General features: G+C 40.1%; 20 protein-coding genes. 15 read left to right on the forward strand and 5 right to left on the reverse strand.

The annotated features are described in order from the left end of the window. Positions 1-337: 337 nt before the first annotated feature. The 6 genes from N3A72_03110 (at position 338) to N3A72_03135 (ending at position 7,215) form a co-directional block, all read left to right on the forward strand. Positions 338-1,189 (forward strand): tetratricopeptide repeat protein, encoded by an 852-nt coding sequence (locus tag N3A72_03110; GenBank protein MCX7918600.1) that lies wholly within the window; start codon positions 338-340, stop codon positions 1,187-1,189. 92 nt (positions 1,190-1,281) lie between these two features. Beyond that, entirely contained in the window at positions 1,282-1,707 is a 426-nt protein-coding gene (gene ndk / locus N3A72_03115) for a nucleoside-diphosphate kinase (GenBank protein MCX7918601.1), read from the forward strand. A 26-nt stretch (positions 1,708-1,733) separates the two neighbouring features. Continuing rightward, positions 1,734-3,104 carry a YchF/TatD family DNA exonuclease gene (locus N3A72_03120; protein MCX7918602.1) on the forward strand — a complete coding sequence of 457 codons (1,371 nt, stop codon included), beginning with the start codon at positions 1,734-1,736 and terminating at the stop codon, positions 3,102-3,104. 60 nt (positions 3,105-3,164) lie between these two features. Next, a complete protein-coding gene (gene gatA / locus N3A72_03125) occupies positions 3,165-4,625 on the forward strand; it encodes an Asp-tRNA(Asn)/Glu-tRNA(Gln) amidotransferase subunit GatA (protein ID MCX7918603.1) in 1,461 nt (486 codons plus the stop codon). Between the two features lie 92 nt (positions 4,626-4,717). Next, positions 4,718-6,145: an Asp-tRNA(Asn)/Glu-tRNA(Gln) amidotransferase subunit GatB gene (gene gatB / locus N3A72_03130; GenBank protein ID MCX7918604.1), complete on the forward strand. Its 1,428-nt coding sequence runs from the start codon at positions 4,718-4,720 to the stop codon at positions 6,143-6,145. Positions 6,146-6,423: 278 nt separating this feature from the next. Then, entirely contained in the window at positions 6,424-7,215 is a 792-nt protein-coding gene (locus tag N3A72_03135) for an SAM-dependent chlorinase/fluorinase (protein MCX7918605.1), read from the forward strand. A gap of 1 nt (position 7,216) precedes the next feature. Here N3A72_03135 and N3A72_03140 read toward each other — a convergent pair whose 3' ends face one another. The 3 genes from N3A72_03140 to N3A72_03150 form a co-directional block, all read right to left on the reverse strand. Then, complete coding sequence (locus tag N3A72_03140; protein MCX7918606.1) at positions 7,217-8,575, reverse strand: deoxyribodipyrimidine photo-lyase; 1,359 nt, start codon at positions 8,573-8,575, stop codon at positions 7,217-7,219. Positions 8,576-8,585: 10 nt separating this feature from the next. Continuing rightward, the gene (locus N3A72_03145) at positions 8,586-9,389 is read right to left on the reverse strand and encodes an A/G-specific adenine glycosylase (GenBank protein ID MCX7918607.1); all 804 of its coding nucleotides are present in this window, start codon (positions 9,387-9,389) and stop codon (positions 8,586-8,588) included. Between the two features lie 137 nt (positions 9,390-9,526). Beyond that, the gene (locus N3A72_03150; GenBank protein MCX7918608.1) at positions 9,527-10,147 is read right to left on the reverse strand and encodes a hypothetical protein; all 621 of its coding nucleotides are present in this window, start codon (positions 10,145-10,147) and stop codon (positions 9,527-9,529) included. A 187-nt stretch (positions 10,148-10,334) separates the two neighbouring features. Here N3A72_03150 and rsmB point away from each other — a divergent pair, with 187 nt between their 5' ends. From rsmB to N3A72_03195, 9 genes are all read left to right on the forward strand, one after another. Beyond that, on the forward strand, positions 10,335-11,717 hold the full coding sequence (rsmB, locus tag N3A72_03155; GenBank protein MCX7918609.1) for a 16S rRNA (cytosine(967)-C(5))-methyltransferase RsmB: 1,383 nt from the start codon (positions 10,335-10,337) through the stop codon (positions 11,715-11,717). Positions 11,718-12,172: 455 nt separating this feature from the next. Further along, entirely contained in the window at positions 12,173-12,847 is a 675-nt protein-coding gene (rpe, locus tag N3A72_03160; GenBank protein MCX7918610.1) for a ribulose-phosphate 3-epimerase, read from the forward strand. 86 nt (positions 12,848-12,933) lie between these two features. After that, on the forward strand, positions 12,934-14,016 hold the full coding sequence (gcvT, locus tag N3A72_03165; protein MCX7918611.1) for a glycine cleavage system aminomethyltransferase GcvT: 1,083 nt from the start codon (positions 12,934-12,936) through the stop codon (positions 14,014-14,016). 128 nt (positions 14,017-14,144) lie between these two features. Next, complete coding sequence (gene gcvH / locus N3A72_03170; protein ID MCX7918612.1) at positions 14,145-14,525, forward strand: glycine cleavage system protein GcvH; 381 nt, start codon at positions 14,145-14,147, stop codon at positions 14,523-14,525. 54 nt (positions 14,526-14,579) lie between these two features. Further along, positions 14,580-15,929, forward strand: a complete 1,350-nt coding sequence (gene gcvPA / locus N3A72_03175; protein MCX7918613.1) for an aminomethyl-transferring glycine dehydrogenase subunit GcvPA — start codon at positions 14,580-14,582, stop codon at positions 15,927-15,929. Positions 15,930-16,023: 94 nt separating this feature from the next. Then, on the forward strand, positions 16,024-17,475 hold the full coding sequence (gene gcvPB / locus N3A72_03180) for an aminomethyl-transferring glycine dehydrogenase subunit GcvPB (GenBank protein MCX7918614.1): 1,452 nt from the start codon (positions 16,024-16,026) through the stop codon (positions 17,473-17,475). A gap of 72 nt (positions 17,476-17,547) precedes the next feature. Further along, positions 17,548-18,759 (forward strand): TIGR00300 family protein, encoded by a 1,212-nt coding sequence (locus N3A72_03185; protein ID MCX7918615.1) that lies wholly within the window; start codon positions 17,548-17,550, stop codon positions 18,757-18,759. Between the two features lie 142 nt (positions 18,760-18,901). Next, positions 18,902-19,768 carry a lipoate--protein ligase family protein gene (locus N3A72_03190; protein ID MCX7918616.1) on the forward strand — a complete coding sequence of 289 codons (867 nt, stop codon included), beginning with the start codon at positions 18,902-18,904 and terminating at the stop codon, positions 19,766-19,768. Positions 19,769-19,888: 120 nt separating this feature from the next. Further along, on the forward strand, positions 19,889-21,139 hold the full coding sequence (locus tag N3A72_03195) for a metallophosphoesterase family protein (GenBank protein ID MCX7918617.1): 1,251 nt from the start codon (positions 19,889-19,891) through the stop codon (positions 21,137-21,139). A 72-nt stretch (positions 21,140-21,211) separates the two neighbouring features. Here N3A72_03195 and N3A72_03200 read toward each other — a convergent pair whose 3' ends face one another. Then, positions 21,212-21,757, reverse strand: a complete 546-nt coding sequence (locus tag N3A72_03200) for a hypothetical protein (GenBank protein ID MCX7918618.1) — start codon at positions 21,755-21,757, stop codon at positions 21,212-21,214. 178 nt (positions 21,758-21,935) lie between these two features. After that, positions 21,936-24,749 (reverse strand): CBS domain-containing protein, encoded by a 2,814-nt coding sequence (locus N3A72_03205; protein ID MCX7918619.1) that lies wholly within the window; start codon positions 24,747-24,749, stop codon positions 21,936-21,938. Between the last annotated feature and the right edge of the window lie 48 nt (positions 24,750-24,797).

The raw sequence follows: 24,797 nt of genomic DNA on the forward strand, positions 1-24,797 counted from the left end.
AGTGATTCAGGCTAAATAATATGACTGATGGATTATTAATACTACTAGTTTGAGTATTTTAATTTTTTGGAGATTATTTCTCTTCGCGATTATCGAGAAACTATGGGATTAAACTGACTACGAATCGAAGTTCGCCATTTAAAATCAAAACATGTTATCTGGTATATGCTCTGTATTTCTTGCGCGACTTAGTGAACGGTAGCTCTACTTTAGATTGAGGGCAAGTTGACTAACCAGCTAAATAATGGTAAATTGTATAGTCAAATTTGTTTGATTGGATGATGAATGTATGCGACCCTATCGGTAATTCGAAACTGTCTGCTGCAAGGCAAATATTATGATGGATAAGAAAACTATTGTTTATCTCGTTTTTACACTAATTTTAGTTACATTAAGTTCCGCTGAACTCGTTTGGACTACCGATTATGAGAATTCAGTTTTAGAAGCGCGACGTCGAGAAAAATTCCTTTTGCTTTTCTTCTATTCAGCGACGGATAAATCGAGTCAAACGAATTCGATGGAACAGAAAACATTGATGCATAAAGATACGGTACCGTATTTAACCCCATTTATCCTAGTAAAAATAGAAATAAATCATAAAAAAGACCTTGCATTAAAATATCAGGTTACTAAAACACCTACCATTATCTTTACCAAGCCGAACGGAAACGAACTTGACCGAGTAACTGGATATATTCCGGTGAAAAAATTTCTGAAATTGCTTATTCCGATTGCTGAACAGAACTTAACTTATGGAACACCCGATAATTTAATTAAACAATTAAAATTACGTCCAAAAGATATTTCAGTATTATATGCGTTTGGTGTTGAACAGGTTAACATTAAAGATTATAAATATGCAGAACGGATATTTCGTCAGATACTAGAGCTCGATGCAATTGATGAATTTGGGTATGGCGAGGTTACACGGTTGAATCTGGGTTATTGTTTGCTTGCTACTGAACAGAAACAAGAACAGTTAGAATCGGCAATTACAATATTTGAAGAACTCCTCAAAAAATATCCGCAAACAAAATATCGGCCAGAAATAGAATATCAACTTGGGGTATGTTATCTAACGTTGGGCGATAAGGAACGAGCGAAAACTATATTTCAATCTTCATTACCAAATGCACCGGAACCATGGTTTACTAAAATCAAGTTACAACTAGAAAATATTAATCATTGATCGGTGTTATTTTTTATATTTTGAGGTGAGTATTCCTCTTTAAGTATCGACCACAATCTGCGAATTCTATGTTCGGGAGGTTTATCTAATCTATGGTTGAGCAAACAGTAGTCCTCATTAAACCGGACGGAATCCAACGAAATCTAGTTGGGGAAATTATTTCTCGATTCGAACGGAAAGGATTTAAAATTCGCGCTCTTAAACTTATGCGCTGGTCGAAAAAAACTGCAGAACAGTTTTATTCGGTTCATAAAGGAAAACCATTTTTTAAACCATTAATAGCGTTTATGACCTCTGGACCGGTAGTTGCAATGGTATTAGAAGCAGAAAATGCCATTGATATTGTACGAAAATTAATTGGGGAACTTGACCCCAAAAAAGGTATCCCTGGCACTATCCGAGGTGATTATGCACTGGATATTCGATGTAATATTGTTCATGGTTCAGATTCACCTGCTAGCGCTAATCGGGAAATGAAGGTGTTATTCAAACCACAAGAACTTATTAAATATGATTAGTCACATCTAACATTTAGCATGGTACAATGAGCTTTTTTATTGATTCTCACGTCCATTTGGATGACCCAAAATATACCTCTGATCGGGAGGCAGTGATTCATCGAGCGTTCGATACCGGCGTTAACTGGTTAATCCAAATCGGAACGGATATTCCGAGCGATGAATTTGCAATTCAATTAGCTGAACAATATCCTACCATTTACGCTACCGTGAGTATACACCCTCATGATGCTAACGCATTTGATGAATCGAGTTATATAAAACTTCGCACGTTAGCTCAGCATCCGAAAGTGGTTGCTATCGGTGAAACCGGTTTAGATTATCATTACGACTTTTCGCCACGTGAAATACAGCGAACGGTTTTTCGTCGGTTAATGGAACTCGCTGCGGAACTGAACAAACCGGTAGTCATTCATAGTCGGGCAGCAAATCGTGATACATTACACATTCTAACCGAATATCAAGGAAAAGTTACGGGGGTTATGCATTGTTTTTCGGGAGATGAATTGATGATGAAAGAATGTATTCAACTCGGGTATTATATTTCTATTGCTGGTCCGGTAACCTACCCAAACTCAGCTCGATTACAGGAACTGGTTAAAAAAATCCCAATCCCGCGTCTTTCCATTGAAACCGATTCGCCTTATCTCGCTCCACAATCGTATCGGGGTAAACGAAATGAACCAGCGTACGTAATTGACATTGCAAAAAAAATCGCTGAATTGCGTGGACTAACCGCAAGCGATATAGGCAGGATTGCAGCAATTAACGCAAAACTCTTATTCGGAATATCGGTTCCTGATGAACCGAAAATTGCTTATCCGATTCGTAATTCGTTATATCTGAATATAACCAACCGGTGTACTAACCAATGTTATTTTTGTGTTCGGTTTTATACTGATTATGTTATGGGACATAATCTCCGCTTAAAAATCGAACCGACAACGGAGGAAATTATCGCTGCAATCGGTGATCCGAAACAATACGAAGAGGTTGTTTTCTGTGGATATGGTGAACCTACCCTGCGATTAGATGTCATGAAAACAGTTGCTCGATGGTTAAAAGAACAAGGGGTTAAAGTTCGATTGGATACTAATGGGCACGGTAATCTGATCCATCAACGGAATATCGTTCCGGAACTGGTTGGGTTAATTGATTCGGTGAGTATTAGTCTCGATGCAGAAAATCAGGAACAGTATATGAAAATATGTAAGCCACAATTCGGTGAACCTACATTTCAAGCAGTCATTGATTTTATTAAAGAATGCAAAAAATTGTTGCCGGAAGTAAGCGTTACTGTTGTCGGCGTACCTGAGGTTAGTGAAATAAACTGCAGAAAATTAGCGGATACTCTAGGGGTTAAATTCCGGTTCCGGGTTTACAATGAAGTAGGATAGTATTGTATTATATAATAAATAAACATTTATCATCGGCTAACTTATTTCAAGGAATATTGTATGGAACTTGCTCAATTAACCGCCCATGAATTACATCAGCTGCTTACGAAGAAAGAAGTGACTGCAAAAGAGATTACGGAATCTGTTTATGATCGAATTGAACGTTTAGAACCGAAACTAAAGGCATATACAACCTTAACCCGTGAGTTTGCGATGCAGCAAGCGAAAGAAGTTGACCAGCGGATCGCAAAAGGAGATTCAATATCACCATTAACCGGTATTCCGATTGCGATTAAAGATGTCATCTGCACAAAAGGAATTCGGACTACCTGCTCATCAAAAATCCTGTATAATTTCGTCCCGCCATATAACGCAACAGTTACCGAACGATTATTAGCCCAGAATGTCGTCGTGCTCGGGAAAACAAACATGGACGAATTTGCTATGGGTTCGTCAACGGAAAATTCCGGATTTCACATCACCCGAAATCCTTGGAATTTAGAAACGGTTCCTGGCGGTTCAAGTGGCGGTTCTGCTGCGGTTATCGCTTCTGACACTGCAATTGTTGCGCTTGGTTCTGATACTGGCGGTTCTATTCGACAACCGGCAGCGTGCTGTGGAATAGTTGGTTTAAAACCCACCTACGGTCGAGTATCCCGATATGGCTTAATTGCATATGCATCCTCGTTAGATTGTATCGGCCCGATGACGAAAGATGTTACCGATGCAGCACTGATGATGAATGTTATTGCGGGTCATGACCGATTCGATTCTACGTCGGTAGATTTACCTGTCCCGGATTACACGCGATCACTTGTACCTGATGTTAAAGGACTCAAAATCGGTATGCCAAAGGAATATTTTATTGGCGGAATCCATCCGCAGGTTGAACAAGCAGTAAAATCAGCAATCCGATTATTAGAATCATTAGGTGCCGAAATTATTGAAATATCTCTACCCCATACTGACTATGCGGTTGCGGTATATTATCTCATCGCAACAGCGGAAGCTAGTTCGAATCTCGCACGATTTGATGGCGTTAAATATGGATATCGGTCAGCGAAATTTGATGATATGATTGATATGTATATGACTACCCGCGTGGAAGGGTTTGGGAAAGAAGTAAAACGGCGGATTATGCTCGGAACCCATGTTCTCAGCGCAGGATATTATGATGCATATTATTTAAAAGCACAGAAAGTGCGAACTCTGATTAAACAAGATTTCGACAATGCGTTTAACCGCTGCGATGTAATCATTACTCCCACGGCACCGACTCCAGCATTTAAAATTGGTGAAAAAACTACTGACCCGTTGCAAATGTATCTCTCGGATATTTATACCATATCTGTTAATTTAGCTGGGATACCCGGTATGAGTATCAATTGCGGATTTACTGATGGATTACCTATCGGTTTGCAGATACTCGCAAAACATTTTGATGAACCGACAATTTTCCGAACCGCATATACGTTTGAATGCTATACCGATTTTCACAAACAGAAACCAAACCTAAATTAAGATTCAAAAGGATTATTGCGGATTCAAACAGCTTCTCCCAACAACTGGCGTGAATCTGCATAAATCAATTTTGTATCGGTTATATTTTTTATATGAACTACGAAGCAGTAATAGGACTTGAAGTCCATGCAGAACTATTAACCAAATCAAAATGTTTTTGTTCCTGTAGTACAGAGTTTGGGAACGAACCAAACTCGCAAATCTGTCCGATATGTAGTGGATTTCCTGGGGTTCTACCGGTTTTAAATAAAGAAGCGGTAGCGATGACGATTAAAACTGGATTAGCGCTCCATTGCGAAATTGCAACGTATAGTCGGTTTGCCCGGAAGAACTATTATTATCCGGATTTACCGAAAAATTATCAGATATCCCAATATGCAGAACCATTATCCCGAAATGGATACATTGAAATACCAACAAAAACTGGGTTAAAAACTATCGGAATAACTCGCGTACATCTAGAAGAAGATGCAGGAAAATTATTGCATTCACCTGACGGATACAGTCTCGTTGACTTGAACCGAACTGGGGTACCGTTAATGGAAATTGTTAGCGAACCTGATATTCGTTCACCAGAAGAAGCTAAAGATTATCTCATGATGTTGCGGGCGATTTTGCAATATTTAGAAGTTTGTAATGGAAATATGGAAGAAGGAACGTTCCGCTGTGATGCGAACGTATCGATTCGTCCGGTCGGAACAAAAGGATTGGGTACAAAAGCTGAAATTAAGAATATGAATTCATTTAAAAATGTACAAAAAGCGTTAGAATATGAAGTCGAACGGCAGATTGAAATGATAGAAAGTGGAGAACGGATTATTCAAGAGACACGATTATGGAATCCTGATAAAGGAATCACTGAACCGATGCGGTCAAAAGAATACGCTCATGATTATCGCTATTTTCCAGAGCCGGATTTGGTACCAATGGAAATAGCTAAAGAATGGATTGAAGAAATTCGAGCGACGATGCCAGAATTACCTATGGCACGGAAATCCCGATTTATAACCCAATATCAACTTCCGGAATATGATGCCGAATTATTAACGGTTAGCAAACCGGTAGCGGATTTCTATGAAGCAGCGGTTAAACTTCATCCGAACGCAAAATCTATCAGTAATTGGATAATGACCGAACTCATGCGAGAGTTGAGCGGAAAAGAATTCCGATATACCGAATTTCCTATCACTCCTATGCAGTTAGCGAATCTAGTTAAATTGATTGATACCAATATGATTAGCGGGAAAACTGCTAAACAAGTTTTCAACGCAATGCTGCGAACGGATATATCACCAGAAAACTATGTGAAAGAAAAAGGACTTATCCAAATAACTGATACATCCGCAATCGAAAAGTTAGTCGATGAAGTTATTGCCCAGAATGAAGCAGCAGTTGCTGAATATAAAAAAGGAAAGGAAGGAGCAATTAACGCGCTTGTCGGTCAGGTGATGAAAGCATCTAAAGGGAAAGCGAACCCGCAGGTCGTTAACCAACTGCTGAAACAGAAATTAAGTTCTTAAATCAAACTGAACAGTGTACAGTTTGTTCCATAACTATAGTAATATCAAAAAACAACGTTTTACCCCTGTTTTCTTGTGATTAAATTGACTTGATTTACAAATTCTACCCGCTTCATTTTCAATCTTAATCCCATTTTTACCTATCAATCATTACACCTATGAACAATGAAAGATTTTATGGTTTGATATTATTTGAATTAACTTCAACTTCTTCAGAACCAATTGATTGGAATCTAAAAAATCTAGCAAAAGGTCAGGTTTCGAGGTAAGATGATAGTATGAAATCTAAAATAATCACACTAACCACCGATTTCGGAACCACTGATACGTATGTTTCGGTGATGAAAGGGGTTATACTATCAATCAATCCACAGGTAACTATTGTCGATATAACTCATGCTATTTCACCGCAAAATATTCAGGAAGCAGCATTCATATTCCATACCGCATACCGCTATTTCCCAAAAGGAACGATACATATTTTCGTTGTCGACCCCGGTGTTGGTAGCGAACGGAAAGCGTTATTAGTTCAAACTGAATCCTATTATTTCCTCGCGCCGGATAATGGAGTGCTCAGTTATGTTTTCCAACATGAGAAAATCAAATATGTTATTCACCTCGAAACTCGCAAATATTTCCGACATCCTATAAGTTCAACATTTCATGGTCGGGATATTTTTGCACCGGTTGCTGCACATCTATCTTTAGGTATTCCACCGACGAAATTTGGGCCAGAAGCAGAAACCCTAATAAAATTTTCCATCCCTGAACCGGGAATGATTGATAACCGCATTTATGCACATATCCTGCATATTGACCATTTCGGGAATATCATTTCCGATATCTCAAAAGAATTCTGGAATAAAACGATTGCGAAGAAGAAGTTCGTTATCCTGATTGGGAAAAAGAAAATAATGCAGATTAAACAAACCTATGCTGAAGGTAAATCAGGAGAATTAATCGCTTACTTTGGCAGTTCAGGATATTTAGAAATCGCACTAGTTAATGGAAATGCTAAATCGCAACTAAACTTAAGAAAAGAAACTCCTATACTTATTGATTTCAAATAACCTATTGAACCGGAGTTGATAAATATTTATTGATATACCGTTTCACATCAAACTTCGATTTGCAGCCGTTGTAACTCATATATCGGATTTTACCGAATATCGGTCGTTCATTCCAAGGACGATCGTGTACCCCGCCGATACTCCATGCGATACCAGTATATCCGTTCGGGTCTCGTCCATCGAGCGAATATTTATCGTTCAGATATATTGCGATTTCCATCGCCTGTTCCGGTGATTCCGTCCATTCAAGAATCTTTTTCGCCCAATACATTCTGAGATATCCATGGAGTTTACCGGTTCTGACCATTTCCAGTTGTGCAGCGTTCCAGAGCGGGTCGTGCGTTAGTGCATACTCAAATTGTTCTAAAGAATAAAGATATACTCGCAGGTCAGCTCGATGGTTATCGAGCGTTTTCTTTGCCCATTGAGGGAATCCTTTAACCGAATCATAGTTTGGATTATAATAACAGTAATTATCTGATAGTTCCCTACGGATTATGAGTTCTTCGAGAAACGCATCTTTAACCTTTTTAGGGTGCTTGCTTTTAATAACTTCTAATGCAACTCGCTGCGCTGATATCTGACCAAAATGGAGATATGGTGATAGGTTCGATTGTGCGTCCTGATTCGGGTTATTTCGGTTTTCGGCATAACTACTTAACTTCTGGTTAATAAAATATTTCAGAACTGTTCCAGCTGTTTTTTCTCCAGAAACGAATTGTGAGACTTCTGGAACCGAACGGTCAACGATAAGCGATGCGAGTATCCTATTCCAAGTTATATTATGTGGTTTCTTTAGATTATAAGAAATAGGCTGTTTCTTAACTTTCGGAAACTCTTCTAAATATTCTGGAAGTAACCGATGTAGTTTCGGTCGTATCGTATACGCGCCAAACTCCTGTTTCGAAGATGTTAACCAACACGGAACGATATTATGCGCATCAACTTCATAGAATGGGATGTTAATGTTCTCGCCAACCTGTTGTTTCCAATTCCGTTTAATTGTTAACGGGTCAAAATCAGTTATCAATACACTACTTTTCGACTGGAGAATAAATTTCGGGATAACATGTTCTGGTTCGCCGGTCAATAGAATAAAAGGAATATGGTGTTTCGCAAGGATCTGCTCAACCTCTTGTAATCCCTTCACCATAAACGTATACTGCCGAATGGTTGCTCCCAAGAATTTCGGGACTAAACAGAATATTACTATCATCGGCACTTCCCGTTCTATTGCTAATTCTTGCGCATGGAGTAATGCCCAATTATCATTAACGCGCTGGTCTCGACTCATCCAGTAGATAACCGGACCTGACCTAATCTCACCTTCTTTTAACAATCTAACCCTATTTTTATTCATAATCTTGCTTTCATTCCGGTAAATCCGTGGCTAAGAATCCTTCTTGTTTCAGTCGAATTAAGTTGTATTTTATTTTCTCTTTCTCCAACTGCAATTTACGGACTAATTCCGATTCAGTTAGGTTCGGGTTTTTTAACAATGTTTGAAGAATCAGTCCTCGTATCTGCCGATTTGACCCTTCAAACCGACTCTGTTTCGTATAATGTGCACTTCTTCGATTTGGGTTCGGCACCTGTTTTCTAAGCATAGCCCCATAATCCATTAACGCATAATACCATTCTCGCGGATTCGTTCTATCAACGGTTAATTCTACTAGTGGCAAGATATCTTTATCTTTAACTCGCCGTTTCTTCTGAAAAAAGAAATGAATATATACTCGGCGAATATTCGTTTCAATAAATATAGTTGGCTGATTATATGCAAACGCACAGACCGCTGCCGCTGTATACTGCCCTACCCCAGGGAGTTCGATAAGTTCACCCACGGTTTCTGGTAAGTTTCCTTGATACTTCTCTACAAGAATCTTTGCCGAGCGATGTAATGCAATCGCTCGACGATTATACCCTAATCCTTGCCAAAGTTTAAGCACTTTGTTGAGCGAGGATTTCGCGAGAGATTGCACGGTGGGAAAAGTTTTTAGGAATAACCTATATTTATCCACTACTCGCTCAGATTGTGTTTGTTGTAGCATGATTTCAGAGATGAAAATATGATATGGATTTTGGGTATCCCGCCAAGGGAAAAAACGTTTATTCTTGTGATAGTATTGGTAGATAATTTTATGAAATTCTTTAATTTTCGGTTTGGACAACACAATTTGATTCTACGGCTCGAATTATAGAATGCGTTACTATGTTTTGTTTTAGCTAGGTGACCAAACTGAACTTGCCACCGATAGGACATAGATTGTAAAAGATAATATTGGGTAGTCTGACACCTAAATAACTGGTCCTATCTACTCGGTCGGGTAAGAATACTATCTAGATCGCGGAGCGCTTGTTCCATGATACTTTCTAATGAAGCACCGAGCATTTTTGCGGTCCAGACACGCTGATTCATTGTACGTAATAAATCTTTATTTGCTTCTCCAGAATAGGTGGTCGTATTAATTTTTACGCCATCCGGTTTGCTGATAGTTATCCGGAGTTCAGTTTTTCCGACAATCATTTGCGGAATCGCCCATTGGGTGATTTTTTTCCCAGGTTTCGGTTGGGTTATTCCAGAAAATAATAAGATTTCGATATCTATTCGATATAAGTTTAAACTCGAAATTGCAGTAGGCGGTTTTGCTATTCCGCTTAACTGTAATTCTTTCTCGAAGATAGATTTCATCATCTCTGCGACTGGCCGCATCCAGAGGATGGTATCCGCAGCAATATCAGCTTCGGGACGTGTATCAGTTACTTGCAATTCGAGATAAATCGGTTTGTTAAATTTCGAACTATATTTTGTATAGGTATAAAACTTGGGATTATCTAAATCAAATCGTTCCTGTTTCTTATCTTTTGCTACCGCAACTGAAAATAAAAATAAAATACCTATCGATAAGATACTGGATAATACTTTTTTCATATCAACCTCCAAAGCAATAGCTATTGGTAAATCATTGTAGCATAAAAACTAAATAATAAAAAATATGTGAGTTACTTCAAGGACGATTAACCATCTCAATGTTAATTCTTTCAATAGGAAAAGCTATAGCCACCGTTTGCAGGAGCATTCATAAACAGGTATAATATTGCCGAAAAACGAATTATCCATGAGTAAATCGAGTACTAGAAAACCATCCGCGCGATTGATAGCGTATCAGGTGTTACTTCGTGTTGAGCAAGATAAAGCATATGCGGGATTAGCGCTGGATAGTGCCTTAGCTAAATCAACATTATCTAACCGAGATAAGCGACTGGTTACCGAGCTGGTGTATGGAACGATTCGACATCAGGGAACAATTGATTGGCTGATTGGCCAGTATGCGAACAAATCGGATAAATGGATTTCTCTAAAGTTAAAACTAATCCTGCGATTGGGCGCTTATCAACTGTTATATTTAAATAAAATCCCGGAATTCGCAGCTGTCCACGAAACGGTTAAACTCGCAAAACAATCGGGATTAACGAAATTTGCTGGAGTGGTTAATGCGGTATTACGTCGTCTTGCGGAACATCGTGACCGGATAGAATATCCGGATAAAACGGTAGATATGGTTCGATATCTATCCGTGAAGTATTCGCATCCGGAATGGATTATTCGAATTTTTTTATCGCAGTTCGGTGTTTCAGAAACAGAACATTTATTAGCGGTGAATAATCAACCTGCGCCGATAACTCTTCGGGTGAACCAATTAAAATGCACTGTTAACCAGGTAGAACAACTATTGACTCAGGCGAACTTGGATGTTGTGAAACATCAATACGTATCGAACGCATTACAAATTAGCCGATTACCGAGGTCAATTCAGGATTTACCTGGATATCAAGAAGGGTATTTTACGGTACAGGATCCCGCTTCAATATTAGTTGCCGATTTAGTGCATCCAAAACCAGGGCAGACGATAGTCGATTTATGTGCGGCACCAGGTGGAAAAGCAACTCGACTTGCAGAACTAATGCAAAATCAGGGAAAATTATTTGCTATTGATTTACATCCGAAAAAAGCGAAATTAATCGAACAGACCGCTGTTCGGCTTGGACTAACGAATATCAAAGTTATTGTTGCTGATGCTACACGATTAAACGAAATAATCTCAGAACCAGTTGATGCCGTTTTAGTTGATGCACCATGTTCCGGGTTGGGAGTCCTGCGTCGCAAAGTTGATAGCCGATGGAGAAAACAACCGACGACAATTCCTGAACTTGTTCGTTTACAGGAACGGTTGCTAGAATCTGCATATCAGATTTTAAAACCTGGCGGTGTTCTCGTATATTCAACCTGTACGTTAACTAAGGAAGAAAACGAACTCCAGGTTAGTCGATTCCTGCAATTACATCCGGATATGCACCTTGGTTTAGCAAAAGGCTATCTTCCTTCTTCAGCAGTGGAATTGATTACTAAAGAAGGATATTATTTAGCTTTACCGCATAAACATGGAACCGACGGCATCTTTGCAGCACGTATGATTAAAAAAACTTCATCAGGGCTTTAACTTATGGTTCATAACCCTATACTTTTGACTGATCTCCGATATGCATCGAGGTAAACTTTAGCTCAGGGTTAATAACCTTTAGAGCTAAAAGATTATTGGTAGGCTAAAGCTAAGTCCAAGTTGGTCGTCCCGTATATAAGAGAGGGCGAATACCCCGTAGTAATTGCTCAGGCGAAGATTCAGTTTATCCTGGCGGGATTAGCGGTACGTGGTTATCCATAACAACCCAGTTATGAATAATTGGGCTAATATCAATCATCCGCTTTCAGCGGATTTACAAGAAGCAGGTTTGCAAGAGGAATCTTTGACGGCGATTTAGCGCACGATGAACAACCTTATAAGGTTGACTGTTTATTTCGGCTTAAACCTATTGAATCCTCGGCTGAAGGTGGGTTGAAGGGTTTTCAGGTTAACGGCTCATCAACCTCGACTCAAGGCAGGTAGAAAGCAAAATTATGAAAATGAAACCGAAAATCGTTCCATCAATTTTATCTGCTGATTTCGGCAATCTTAATACTGCCGTTAAATCCGTCCAACGGGCAGGATGTGATTGGGTACATCTGGATATTATGGACGGTCATTTCGTTCCCAATATATCTATGGGGATTCCGGTAGTCGCTTCGTTACGGAAACAAACGAAATTATTGTTTGATACCCATCTCATGATTTCTGAACCGGAGAAATATCTCAATGCATTTATCGATGCTGGCGCTGACCTGGTAACGGTTCATATTGAAGTCTGTCCGGATATAAGAAAAATGATTCGGGTTATTCAGAAAAAGGGAGTGAAAGCAGGGGTATCACTCAATCCGGAGACACCGGTTGATTCGGTTTATCCGGCGATTGGATATGCGGATTTAATTCTGGTGATGAGCGTCCATCCTGGATTTGGCGGCCAGAAGTTTATCAAATATTCGCTAGACAAACTCCATAAATTACGGTATCAGATAGACAAACAAAAAGCGAAAACCGTTCTAGAAATAGATGGTGGCATTAATGAACAAACTATCCCGCAAGTTGTCAAATCTGGAGCGGATTGGCTTGTTATCGGGTCAGCCATTTTTGAAGCAAAAGATATCATTCGACAGATAGATAAGTTTAGAAATATGATTACCAAGGCATTAAAATGATTAAGAAATATAGTATACCCTATTTTGTGTTACAGGAGATTAACCTTGGTGTCTTGGTGGTAATATAGTTCTATTGAGTAAGGACCATGAATAAGCGAACTCCCTTATATGACGAACATTTGAAATTGAAAGGGAAAATCGTTGAATTTGCTGGCTGGCAGTTACCGGTTCAGTTTTCTGGAATTATTGAAGAACATCAGCGGGTTCGCAGTGATGTCGGCATTTTTGATGTTTCACATCTCGGTAGAATAGAAGTGAGCGGTGAATCCGCACAACCGTTCTTAAATCGGATTATAACCAATGATATCAGCAACCTAGAAATCGGCAAGATTCGATATTCTCTCATCTGTAACGAACAAGGCGGAATTATTGACGATATTCTGGTCTATCGCTTGCCAAAATATTTTCTGGTTATTGTTAATGCAATCAATACGGACAAAGTATATGAATTATTACTCTACTACGGGCAAATCGAGAATGTGTTTATCAGCAATCTAACTCCACATACTGCGATGATATCAGTTCAGGGACCGAAAGCAATATCTGTTCTGCAACCAATTACTACCGCTGATTTATCGTTATCGGCGTTTCCACATTATACAGTTACGGCAACTACAGTTGCTGGATTAAATGTTTTACTATCACGCACCGGATATACTGGTGCTGATGGATTCGAACTGATTATCGTTGGCGAAAAGGCACCGGAATTATGGAAGAAAATACTAGCAGCAGGTACATCGTCGAATATTCTCCCATGCGGATTAGGTGCACGGGATACGCTTCGATTAGAAGCTGGTAATCTATTATACGGACAAGATATGGATTTAACCACTAATCCTTACGAAGCGGGATTAGGGTTTGCGGTTAAACTCGATAAACCGGAATTCATCGGACGACAGAAATTGATTGAACTTCATCAGAAAGGAGTTAGTCGAAAATTAGTCGGGTTCAAGATGATGGATGCTGCTATTCCACGGCATGGATATCAAATCTATAAATCGAATCGGGAAATTGGCAAAGTTACCAGCGGGTCGTATATTCCATCCCTTAAATGCGGCATAGGATTAGGATATATCGCTCATGAGTATACGCAACTTGATGTGCAGATAGAAATTAAAATCAGGGATACTTTGCATCCTGCAAAAATTGTTAAGAAAAAACATGTGTAATAAATCAATGGGAGAATGAAAAAACGAAAGAACGGAAGAACAATATACTCAAATAATTTATTCCAGTTTGTTGTTTTTTCGGTCTTTCGGTTTTGCGATTTCCATTCCCGAAAGAACGGAGGTATAGAATGGATTTAAGCCAATTTAAATTTAGTAAAACGCATGAATGGGTTAAACTAGAAGGCGAAATTGCAACGATCGGAATAACTGATTTCGCTCAGAAAGAACTCGGTGACGTGGTTTATGTTGAACTCCCGAAAGTAGGAGCTGAACTGGTTGCTGGGAAAGAGTTTGGAGTAGTTGAATCAGTTAAAGCAGCGTCGGATTTATATTCACCGATTTCTGGGACAGTGGTTGATGTCAATACTTCGTTAAATGATAAGCCCGCTTTACTCAATAATGACCCTTACGGTGCAGCGTGGTTGATTAAAGTTAAATGCAGTAATCCTGCTGAACTCGATTCGTTGATGGATGAGAAAAAATACAAAGAGTTGACAGAAGTATCTTAATAGTAATAGAAAACCTAAATATGGACTCATTTAGTTTTCGTTCATTCGTTTACTATGAAGGAACATTATATACCTTTTTCAGAAGAAGAACGACAGCAGATGCTAAATGCAATTGGAGTCAATTCAATTGCAGAGTTATTTTCCGATATTCCAGAATCCGTTCGATTAAAAGCCCCGGTATCTTTACCTCCAGTATTATCCGAACCGGAACTGCTCGCTTATTTTGAATTTTTATCGGATAAAAATCTTGGAAAGAGATATATCTGTTTTCGTGGTGCTGGTGCATATGACCATTATATCCCTGCAGCAGTGGATACCGTTATTTCCCGGAGTGAGTTTTATACCGCTTATACTCCTTATCAAGCGGAAGCTAGTCAAGGAACGCTGCAGACAATATATGAATATCAATCGCTAATCTGCGAATTGACCGGAATGGATGTAACGAATGCGTCGATGTATGACGGGGCAACAGCATTAGCTGAATCCGCATTGATGGCAACTCGCGCTACTGATACCTCTGAAATTTTAGTTTCTCGAACAGTTCATCCGCATTATCGACAAGTGTTGAAAACTTATTGTCATACCGCAGGTATTAAATTGACCGAAATTCCGTATCACGAAGGGATAACTGATGTAGGTGAATTGCAGAAACGGATACATCGTTCGATTGCAGCGGTTATTGTCCAGCATCCGAATTTTTTCGGGTTTCTTGAACCAGTGTTTGATATTAGCGCGATGATTCATCAACACGGTGGATTATTTATCAGTTTCGTCAATCCGATTTCAATAGGTATGTTTGCTCCGCCGAGCGATTATCAGGCGGATATAACGGTTATGGAAGGACAGCCGCTAGGAAATCCGTTGAATTTCGGTGGCCCGTATCTGGGCATACTCGCTTGTAAACAAGATTTTCTTCGACTACTACCCGGTCGAATAGTTGGACTGACGAAAGATGCTGCAGGTAATCCCGGATTTGTTTTAACCCTACAAACTCGGGAACAACATATTCGCCGGCAGAAAGCAGTCTCGAATATCTGCTCAAACCAAGCGTTAACCGCACTAGCCGCAACGGTATACTTAAGTTTGCTCGGAAAACATGGACTACAAAAAGTCGCTGAACTGAACATTCAAAAAACCCATTACGTTAAACAACAAGTCGCGCAACTTAATGGATATGAAATTATCTGGGATAACCAACCGAGATTTAACGAATTTATCGTTCGATGTCCGATATCTGCACAAGCGGTTAATCAGAATCTATTACAATCCGGAATCATCGGTGGGTATCAGTTGGAAACCCATTATCCTGAACTTAAACATTGTTTATTATTCTGCGTAACGGAAAAAAGAACGAAACAAGAAATCGATAAACTCATAGACATTTTATCATCGCTAAGACACTAAGCCACTAAGATGTTTTCATTTAGAATTTAGTATTGAGTATCTTAAATTTCATAGTTCTTGGTATTCTCGGTGTCTTTGTGGTAAAAAAGATTTTATGGAATTGATTTTTGAAAAGAGTATACCCGGGCATAAGGGCTATTCGATTCCAGATTGCGATGTTCCGACTACTTCAATCGAAAGGCTTATCCCGACGAAATATCTACGGAATAAACCGGCTGAACTTCCGGAACTAGCTGAACCAGAAATTATCCGACATTATGTTCGTTTATCGCAGAAGAATTATGCGGTTGACACCCATTTCTATCCCCTCGGTTCTTGCACCATGAAATATAATCCGAAAGTTAACGAACGAATCGCACGGTTTGCTGGTTTTACGGGTTTACATCCGCTCGTTGACGATTCTTTAGCGCAAGGAACCTTACAACTGCTCTACGAAATGGAACAGTGTCTCATAGAACTTTTTGGGTTTGATGCCTTCACGTTCCAACCCGCAGCAGGTGCTCATGGTGAACTGACTGCATTGATGATGGTAAAAGCTTATTTCAATGATATCGGGGAACGGCATCGAACTAAAATTATCATACCGCACACTGCCCATGGAACGAATCCGGCAAGCGCAGCGTTATGCGGATTCCAGGTGATTGAAATCGAATCAAACGGGCATGGCAATATTGATTTTACTGAACTGAAAAACCAGTTAGACTCGACTGTCGCTGGGGTGATGATAACTAATCCGAATACACTCGGATTATTTGAAGAACAGATTCTCGAAATCGCACATGCAGTGCATCAAGTTGGAGCGGTGCTCTACGGTGATGGTGCGAATGCAAATGCTCTCCTTGGTAAAACACGTTACGGCGATTTAGGATTCGATATGCTCCATCTGAACTTACATAAAACATTTTCTGCACCGCATGGTGGTGGCGGTCCTGGCAGTGGTCCGGTTGGAGTGAAATTGAGATTTGCGCCGTATCTACCTACGCCGGTGGTGATAAAAAATAATGAATCATACTCCTGGGACTACAATCGTCCCAAATCCATTGGTCGGATACATTCATTTTACGGGAATATCGGCGTGGTAATTAAAGCGTATGCGTATATTCGTTCACTCGGTGCATCTGGACTAAATGCGGTCTCCGACCAGGCAGTTCTTTCTGCGAATTATTTAAAGAAATTGGTTGAACAAAAAATCGAGGTACCGTATTCACGAACATGTATGCATGAATTCGTCGCTTCCGGACAAAACATACTCCAGCAGACTGGAATAAAAACCGTTGATATCGCCAAACGATTGTTAGATTATGGATTTTATGCACCGACGGTATATTTTCCATTAACGGTTAAAGAAGCGCTAATGATAGAACCGACGGAAACTGAAAATAAAGCAACGTTAGATGCGTTTGCGGCAGCATTGGAGAAAATAGTTCAGGAAAGTATGGATAATCCGGAATTAGTCAAATCCGCACCGCAGAAAACGCCGGTGCGCCGGCTCGATGAAGTTACTGCGGCGCGACAACCGAATCTTAAATTCAAAATACGGAGTTAGAAGCCAAGATTGAGAAACTAGGAACCCGTCCTAGATTCTATCTTTTTGATTCTAACTTCGAAAACCATAATTATGCTAAATGAAACGATTGTTCTCGAAGGGCACATCATCAATTCGCTAGCGTTAACTCGGGTACTTGATACCATTCTCGAATTAGGTGGAAATTTTACTATCGATGAAATTCGAATTGGTAAACAAAGTACTGACCCGAGTTTCGCACAGATAACCATTTCCGCTACTGATGAAACGACATTAAACAATATTCTTGGCAATATCCAGAAACTTGGTGCAGTGGTCAAAGAAAAAGCTGAAGTTCAGTTTATCCCTGCAGATATGGATGGCGCATTTCCAGAAAATTTCTATGCTACCACCAATCTCGATACTTTCGTTTTCTATAAGGGAAAATGGATTCCGGTCGAGAACATTGAAATGGATTGCGGAATTGTTCTTGATACGAAACGGAATACAGCTCGATGTATTGCAATTAACGAAGTGCAAAAAGGGGATAATATCGTGGTTGGCCATCAAGGGATTAAAGTTATTCCGTTACCCCGAGAGCGTGAAAAAGAGATATTCAGTTTTATGACCAGTTCGGTTTCATCAGAGAAACCGAAAAAGCTGCTCATTAGTGAAATTGCGCAACGGATGAAATTGATACATAACAAGAACGGAAAAATTCTAGTAGTAGGCGGTCCGGCAATCGTTCATACCGGTGCTGGAAAACATTTATCCGCATTACTCCGTGCCGGATATGTTAACGTTCTTTTTGCAGGAAATGCGTTAGCAGTTCATGATATCGAATCTGCGTTATATGGGACATCGTTAGGCATCTCGTTACAAGATGGACAGGTTACCACCGGAGGACATCGTAACCATCTCCGTGCAATTAATACGATTCGGCGTTGCGGGTCAGCGAAATCTGCTGTTGAACAGAATATTCTACGGCAAGGGATAATCTACGAATGCATAAAAAATCACATTCCGTTTATTCTTGCTGGGTCAATTCGCGATGATGGACCATTACCAGAAGTTATTACGGATACAATGCAAGCACAAAAACTAATGCGGGAATATGCGCAACAAGTCGATATGGCGCTGATGCTTGCGACTACGTTACATAGTATTGCAACGGGTAATGTTCTGCCAGCACGAGTTTTCACCGTTTGCGTTGATATCAACCATGCGGTTGTTACCAAACTTATTGACCGAGGTAGCGCACAAACGCTCGGAATTGTTACCGATGTCGAATCATTCCTTAGAGAGTTAGTCCAAGAACTGATATAAGTTCTAAAGATTTTAACCGAAATAACGTAACGTATATTCGTTATACCCACAAAATGATATAAATTTCTTAGGTATTTTCTGGTTAGCTTTTCATTCAACATACATATGAAATTTGGATTTTGACATTTAACGTGTATTCTTTATGATATGGAGACTTATACTTGACGGAGCTAAAGATGCGTTCACCAACATGGCGATTGATGAAGCGATTCTACAGTATACGGTTAGCAACTCACTTCAATCCCCTACCCTACGGTTCTATACCTGGTCGAAACCGTCAATCAGCATCGGCAGATTCCAGAATATCGAGCAGGAGATAAATTTAACTGCATGCAAACAAGATAATGTTCCGGTAGTTCGTCGGCCTACCGGTGGTAGAGCGGTATTTCATAACTCTGAACTAACCTATAGTCTCGTTATTCCGGATAGCTATCCGAATATCCCGAAGAATATCACCGAATCGTATCGAGTTATCAGCGCAGCGTTTGTCAAAGGTCTGAAGTTATTAGGGATCAACGCGACACTCGAACGCCCGAAGCTTAAAAAGCAAGAGTCGGTAACTCGGAAAATAGAAGACCGAACGGAAAACGCTGGTATCACCGGTTTCGTTTCGAAATCACCGCTCTGTTTCGCCGCTACGAGCCGATATGAAGTAACCGTTAACGGAAAAAAACTAATCGGGTCAGCGCAACGCCGTATTCAAAACGCGATGTTGCAGCAAGGGTCAATCCTACTCGATTACGACCCGAAACAAGACCAGCGATATTTTCTTGCAATCGCTAATGAAACTATAGCTCCCTGTGTTACTGCGATTAACCATCATCTTCCAACGCCGATTCAATTAGAGACTCTTATCAACCATCTCATCCAAGGGTTCGTAATTCAATTCCGAATAGATTTCGAACCGATTGAATTAACGAACTCTGAACGAACTCTTGCGGAAAAACTCCTTACCCAAAAATACCGTACTGATAGTTGGAACTATCTACGTGGAAAAACAGCTGAATAGCACAACGAAGTTTGCCTCACGATTGAACCGGTTTTATGCATGTTCATTGCCAAATGGGTTCCGTTCATATTATAATCTATTGAGGAATACACAAATCTACATTTCAAGGAGATTACCCGAATGGTTTACGCTAAATCGCTTAGATATAGATATGGTAAAGTTCTCTTCGTTTTTTTCGTTTTATCCTTAAGTAGTTATTTACTTTACGCTGCGCAACCGCAGCTGGATAATTCTCCTGAACGAATTATTTTGAATTTAACCGCAACACCAGCGAATAGCGTAGCGGTTACCTGGCGGACTAACGCTGCGGTGATAAATCCGCAAGCACAGATTACACTCGCCAATGAATCAACGGATTTAACAAAAAGCGCGAAAACCGTTCCCGCGAAAACAGAATCAGTGCAATTAGATAACGGAACGACGGTATATCAGTATTCGGTTATATTCGATGCGTTAAAACCGAATACACTCTATGCGTATCGAGTTGGTAATGAAAAATATTGGAGTGAATGGAATCAGTTTAGAACCGCAACGGATACCATTGCAGCATTTAAATTTATCTATTTCGGCGATCCGCAGAATGATATCAAATCGATGTGTTCGCGAATATTTCGTGCAGCATATACGAAAGCGCCTGATGCTCGGTTTTGGCTCATAACTGGAGATATAGTTAATAACGGTAATAAAGATGAACTATGGGCGGAACTATATGATGCGTTCGGTTGGATACCGCGAATGACCCCGATAATCTTACTCCCTGGAAATCATGAATATCTGCCGAAACCTGGCGCTACCGAGACTACACCGGCGCTTACCTATCTATGGCGTCCGCAATTTACATTACCGGAAAACGGTCCTGCAGGATTAGAAGAATCCGTTTATTACCTTGATTATCAAGGGGTTCGACTAGTTATGTTAAATGGCAACGAAAAGCTCGAAGAACAGGCGCAGTGGCTGGACTCAGTTCTAGCGAAAAACCAGCAACGGTGGACAATTGTTGCGATCCATCAACCGTTTTATTCAACTGCGGTCAATCGAGATAATCCGCAGTTACAAAAGCTGTTCTTACCGATTTTCGATAAATATACCGTTGATTTAGTTCTCCAGGGGCACGACCATACCTACGGTCGAACTTATAAACTGCGCAATGGCAAGAAAGTTGCAGATACTGAACCAGGAACGGTATATGTGGTTTCAGTTAGTGGAACGAAAGTGTATGGTCTAGGTCAGAAGTATAAAGATGTAATGGTGAAAATGGAAAACGGAAGGCAGTTATTTCAGGTTATCAGCGTAGATAAAAACAGCTTATCGTATGAATCGTATAATGCGTTAGGCGAATTATATGATTCTTTCAAATTGAAAAAGAAATAAAAGTAATACTGCATAGATTATACAGAACTACCAACGTATTGTTTATCCATAGCGCACGCTGCGGTTAGTTTTTTACGGTTTAAATCCGAGCTTCGGATATTGTCCAGTTTCTTTCCCAATTTTAAACCAGTGTTTGATATACATCGTTTGTCCGCTAGCGAATTCTATCTTTTTTGCGTAATCATTCCATAAGGATTTAATTGCGTCCGATTCATGTTTCCATTGTTGGCTAACCTGTTTAAACAGAGTCCGATGTTCAATTCGTTTTGCGGTGAGCGTGTTCTTCGGATTAACCCATTTCCGAATATACGGTTTATGTTTTTCCGTACCGGGAACATAAACGATAGAACCTGCATCAGGGTCATCGAATTTCCCGCTAGCGGACAGCGAACCTAACGGAAACTGTACCAGTTCTACAATCCCTTCATTCGCGAATTTTGATACCAGAATTTCGGATATTGCAGATTCAAACGAATTTATAACCTGATTTTTAAGTGCTGGATTAAGGTTAAGTTTATTTAATTTCACTTGAAACCTTGTTTTCGCTTCCCGGATAAACTTTTCTAATGGAATTTTTATTGTAACCTGCGGCGAATCAGTTGTTTTTTTCCTTTTCATATCCTTTTTATATCCTAGGTATAGAGTGGAGATGAACCAGTGTGCCTTTAACCCACACTGGTTCATCTCCACTTTTACTTCAAGAAGTCATCAATTTAGCACTTAATATATATCTATATATTATTATAGCATAAATATTCCGGTAAGTTTATATTTATATTTTTATTATGCGATTTGTTTAAAGAGGAAAAACCTTGGAAAGATACTTCAATTCATCTTCTTTTGTCAGTACAATTCCATCTAATTTTGCAAGTAGGAGAGAGAGCAATATCTTCTTATATTCCGGACCAGGGGGATAACCGAGATTTAATAAATCGTTACCGGTAGTGAATATTTGGACAAATCGATATTCGGCTAAAAATCGTTTGATTTTTTCAGCAACCGGTTCTGATGCTTGAGCATGTCCCTGAATATACTGCTTACTAGCCGGCGATACCGTTTTCGCTAGCCAGAATAATACCGATTCGAGTTTCTTCTCATAGAGGACTAGGTAGATTCGGCTCGGTTTATTTATTTCAGGTTCTGCAAGGTTATCGAGAACCGTATTCGTTTCGACCTTAACCTGTTTAACCACCGTAGTTGCATACATCGGCATAACCAACCGGTTACAAACGGTAAGCGCAGTATCCAAATCCAATTGGTCGAGTAACGCCAAAAAATATAATAACCAACTTTCAATTGCAGAGTGCAAAGTGCAAAGTGCAGAGTGTTTCTCTTCTCGCTTTTCACCTGTCGCTTCTTGTTTCTGATTTTCCCAGTCTGACGGCTGAGTTCTGAGTTCTATCCTCTCGAAGTTCTCTCGGTACCAAGTCAGCGTTTCCTGAACCGAATTGAATAGCTGGGTCAATGCCTGATTGAGTCGAATCTGCGGATGGATAAACTGCAAGATATTTAGTTCTTGCATACGTCGAATCGCTTTAATCGGATTAGGTTCACTTAATATCTGCACGAGTTCTTCGCGCACCCGCTGATTCCCGAGTTGCGCAAATAGCTCTAACTCTAATGCATTTTCCAAACAATGTCGGGTATGTTTATCTATCCGGAAATTATACCGCTGTTCGAACCGAATCGCGCGGAATATCCGGGTCGGGTCTTCAACGAAACTCAAATTATGGAGAACGCGTACAGTCCGTTTTTTTAAATCTCGTTGCCCGTTGAAATAATCATACAGCAGACCGAATTCTGTCGGATTGAGTTTTATTGCCATGGCGTTAATGGTGAAATCGCGCCGGTATAAATCGTGTTTTATGGTACTCGCTTCAACTTGCGGTAACGCTGCTGGATATTCATAGAATTCGGTTCGGGCAGTAGCGATATCAATTTTTTGTACCGGAGCTAACATCCCTTCACCACGAAGCGGGTTTGCTAAAGTTACAATAGCTGTGTTAAACCGTTTATGCGATTTACAGTGCCCGTTAATGATTCGGGCGAATTTCCGTGCAAAGGTTATGCCATCACCTTCGACTACAATATCAATATCATAGTTCGGAACATTCAGTAACAAATCACGTACAAACCCACCGACGACAAACGCTGTATATCCAATCTGGTCAGCTACCTCACCGATTTGTCGAAGGAACCCAATAAGTTCAGCTGGTAATCGTTCGCGCATAAGTGCAGCGATATTCTGAAATTTAGCGGTGGCAGATTCGGGTAGCGGTAACGTAGTTCTTGAATCTGATTGTGGTTCTGCGGTTATGAATTCTTGATGCGTTATTTTCAACAAATCATGACGGGTAATAACGCCAATAAGTCGATTCGAATCGATAACTGGTAAAAGGTTAATATCATGTTCAAGCAACAAAGCGCGAACTTGATGTAACGAAGCGAGCGGGTCAACGGAAATAACATTGGTACTCATAAACTTATTAATCGGCGATTGTGCCAATCCAAGGTGCATTGCCCGGTCTATATCGAATCGAGAAACAATTCCTACGACATTATTTCCTGCCATAACGGGAAAACTACTATGTCCATAACGGAGAATAATCTTCCGCACCTGGTCAACAGTATGATTCGGCGAAACGGTCATTACCGGTGAACTCATCATATCTTTGGCACGAATTAAGGGAACGATACAACCTTGGATAGTTTCAATTAACTGCTGTTGTAATTGTTCCGCCGTAATATCCTTAACCAACGCAGAGGCTGCGGTCCGATGTCCGCCACCACCGAAATGAGATAATACTTCTGCAACATTTAGCGCTTTCGTCTGGCTTCGAGCAATAACCTGGACACGGTCAGGGAGCTGAACTAAAGCGAAAATAACCGGTAGATTCTCGATATCCCGAAGTTTATGGACTAAATACGCTAAATCGCCGATATATTTCTCCGCACGAATTATTGAAATTGCAATTTTCACCCCGTCAATATAGTGTTCGGTTAACGCACGAATTAAATCACCTAACATCGGGATTTGTTCAGTATCTAAATCATGGAATACATACGTCGGGACTAGCGTCAAATCCGCACCGCAATCCAGCAAATATTTAACCGCATCAAGGTCAGCTTTTGTCGTGGAAAGAAAGGTTAGTGACCCAGTATCTTCGTAGATACCGAGCGCCATTAACGTCGCTTCTTCCGGAGTAAGGGTAAGGTTCTGTTTTTTGATGAGTTCGATCAAAATAGTCGTGGTAGCACCAACTTCTTGAATCACTTCAACATCTCCAGTAATATCACCTTGACTTTTCGGATGATGGTCAAACACGGTAATTTTAACATTAGGACGATTCAATAATTCAGCGAAAATTCCAATGCGACTCGCATACCGAGTGTCGACTAGAATCATCTCGGTTACCTCAGCTAAATTAATCTGTTTCGCTTTCACTGCAGGAACAAGCTGCGGATATGCAGCGAGATAATTTCGAACTGATTTTTCTTGCGACCCAGCGAAAACCAATTGCGCATGCGGGTAGAGTTTTTTCGCGGCTACCATTGACGCAACGACATCAAAATCACTATTGCTATGCCCAACGATAATTGAAAGATTCATTGGAGAATGTAACATTAGCAAAGCACAATGTACAATTGAAATGCTAAT

It is taken from the genome of bacterium, from assembly GCA_026416715.1.
GTDB lineage: Bacteria > UBP4 > UBA4092 > JAOAEQ01 > JAOAEQ01 > JAOAEQ01.

What these genes read in the sequence shown, in the direction of transcription:
- gatB (MCX7918604.1), top strand. Translation starts at nt 4,718, where the DNA reads ATGAACTACGAAGCAGTAATAGGACTTGAAGTCCATGCAGAACTATTA.
- rpe (MCX7918610.1), top strand. Translation starts at nt 12,173, where the DNA reads ATGAAAATGAAACCGAAAATCGTTCCATCAATTTTATCTGCTGATTTC.
- N3A72_03190 (MCX7918616.1), top strand. Translation starts at nt 18,902, where the DNA reads ATGATATGGAGACTTATACTTGACGGAGCTAAAGATGCGTTCACCAAC.
- N3A72_03120 (MCX7918602.1), top strand. Translation starts at nt 1,734, where the DNA reads ATGAGCTTTTTTATTGATTCTCACGTCCATTTGGATGACCCAAAATAT.
- N3A72_03135 (MCX7918605.1), top strand. Translation starts at nt 6,424, where the DNA reads ATGAAATCTAAAATAATCACACTAACCACCGATTTCGGAACCACTGAT.
- gcvH (MCX7918612.1), top strand. Translation starts at nt 14,145, where the DNA reads ATGGATTTAAGCCAATTTAAATTTAGTAAAACGCATGAATGGGTTAAA.
- N3A72_03140 (MCX7918606.1), bottom strand. Translation starts at nt 8,575, where the DNA reads ATGAATAAAAATAGGGTTAGATTGTTAAAAGAAGGTGAGATTAGGTCA.
- gcvPB (MCX7918614.1), top strand. Translation starts at nt 16,024, where the DNA reads ATGGAATTGATTTTTGAAAAGAGTATACCCGGGCATAAGGGCTATTCG.
- gcvT (MCX7918611.1), top strand. Translation starts at nt 12,934, where the DNA reads ATGAATAAGCGAACTCCCTTATATGACGAACATTTGAAATTGAAAGGG.
- gcvPA (MCX7918613.1), top strand. Translation starts at nt 14,580, where the DNA reads ATGAAGGAACATTATATACCTTTTTCAGAAGAAGAACGACAGCAGATG.
- N3A72_03150 (MCX7918608.1), bottom strand. Translation starts at nt 10,147, where the DNA reads ATGAAAAAAGTATTATCCAGTATCTTATCGATAGGTATTTTATTTTTA.
- N3A72_03205 (MCX7918619.1), bottom strand. Translation starts at nt 24,749, where the DNA reads ATGAATCTTTCAATTATCGTTGGGCATAGCAATAGTGATTTTGATGTC.
- rsmB (MCX7918609.1), top strand. Translation starts at nt 10,335, where the DNA reads ATGAGTAAATCGAGTACTAGAAAACCATCCGCGCGATTGATAGCGTAT.
- N3A72_03200 (MCX7918618.1), bottom strand. Translation starts at nt 21,757, where the DNA reads ATGAAAAGGAAAAAAACAACTGATTCGCCGCAGGTTACAATAAAAATT.
- N3A72_03185 (MCX7918615.1), top strand. Translation starts at nt 17,548, where the DNA reads ATGCTAAATGAAACGATTGTTCTCGAAGGGCACATCATCAATTCGCTA.
- N3A72_03195 (MCX7918617.1), top strand. Translation starts at nt 19,889, where the DNA reads ATGGTTTACGCTAAATCGCTTAGATATAGATATGGTAAAGTTCTCTTC.
- ndk (MCX7918601.1), top strand. Translation starts at nt 1,282, where the DNA reads ATGGTTGAGCAAACAGTAGTCCTCATTAAACCGGACGGAATCCAACGA.
- N3A72_03110 (MCX7918600.1), top strand. Translation starts at nt 338, where the DNA reads ATGATGGATAAGAAAACTATTGTTTATCTCGTTTTTACACTAATTTTA.
- gatA (MCX7918603.1), top strand. Translation starts at nt 3,165, where the DNA reads ATGGAACTTGCTCAATTAACCGCCCATGAATTACATCAGCTGCTTACG.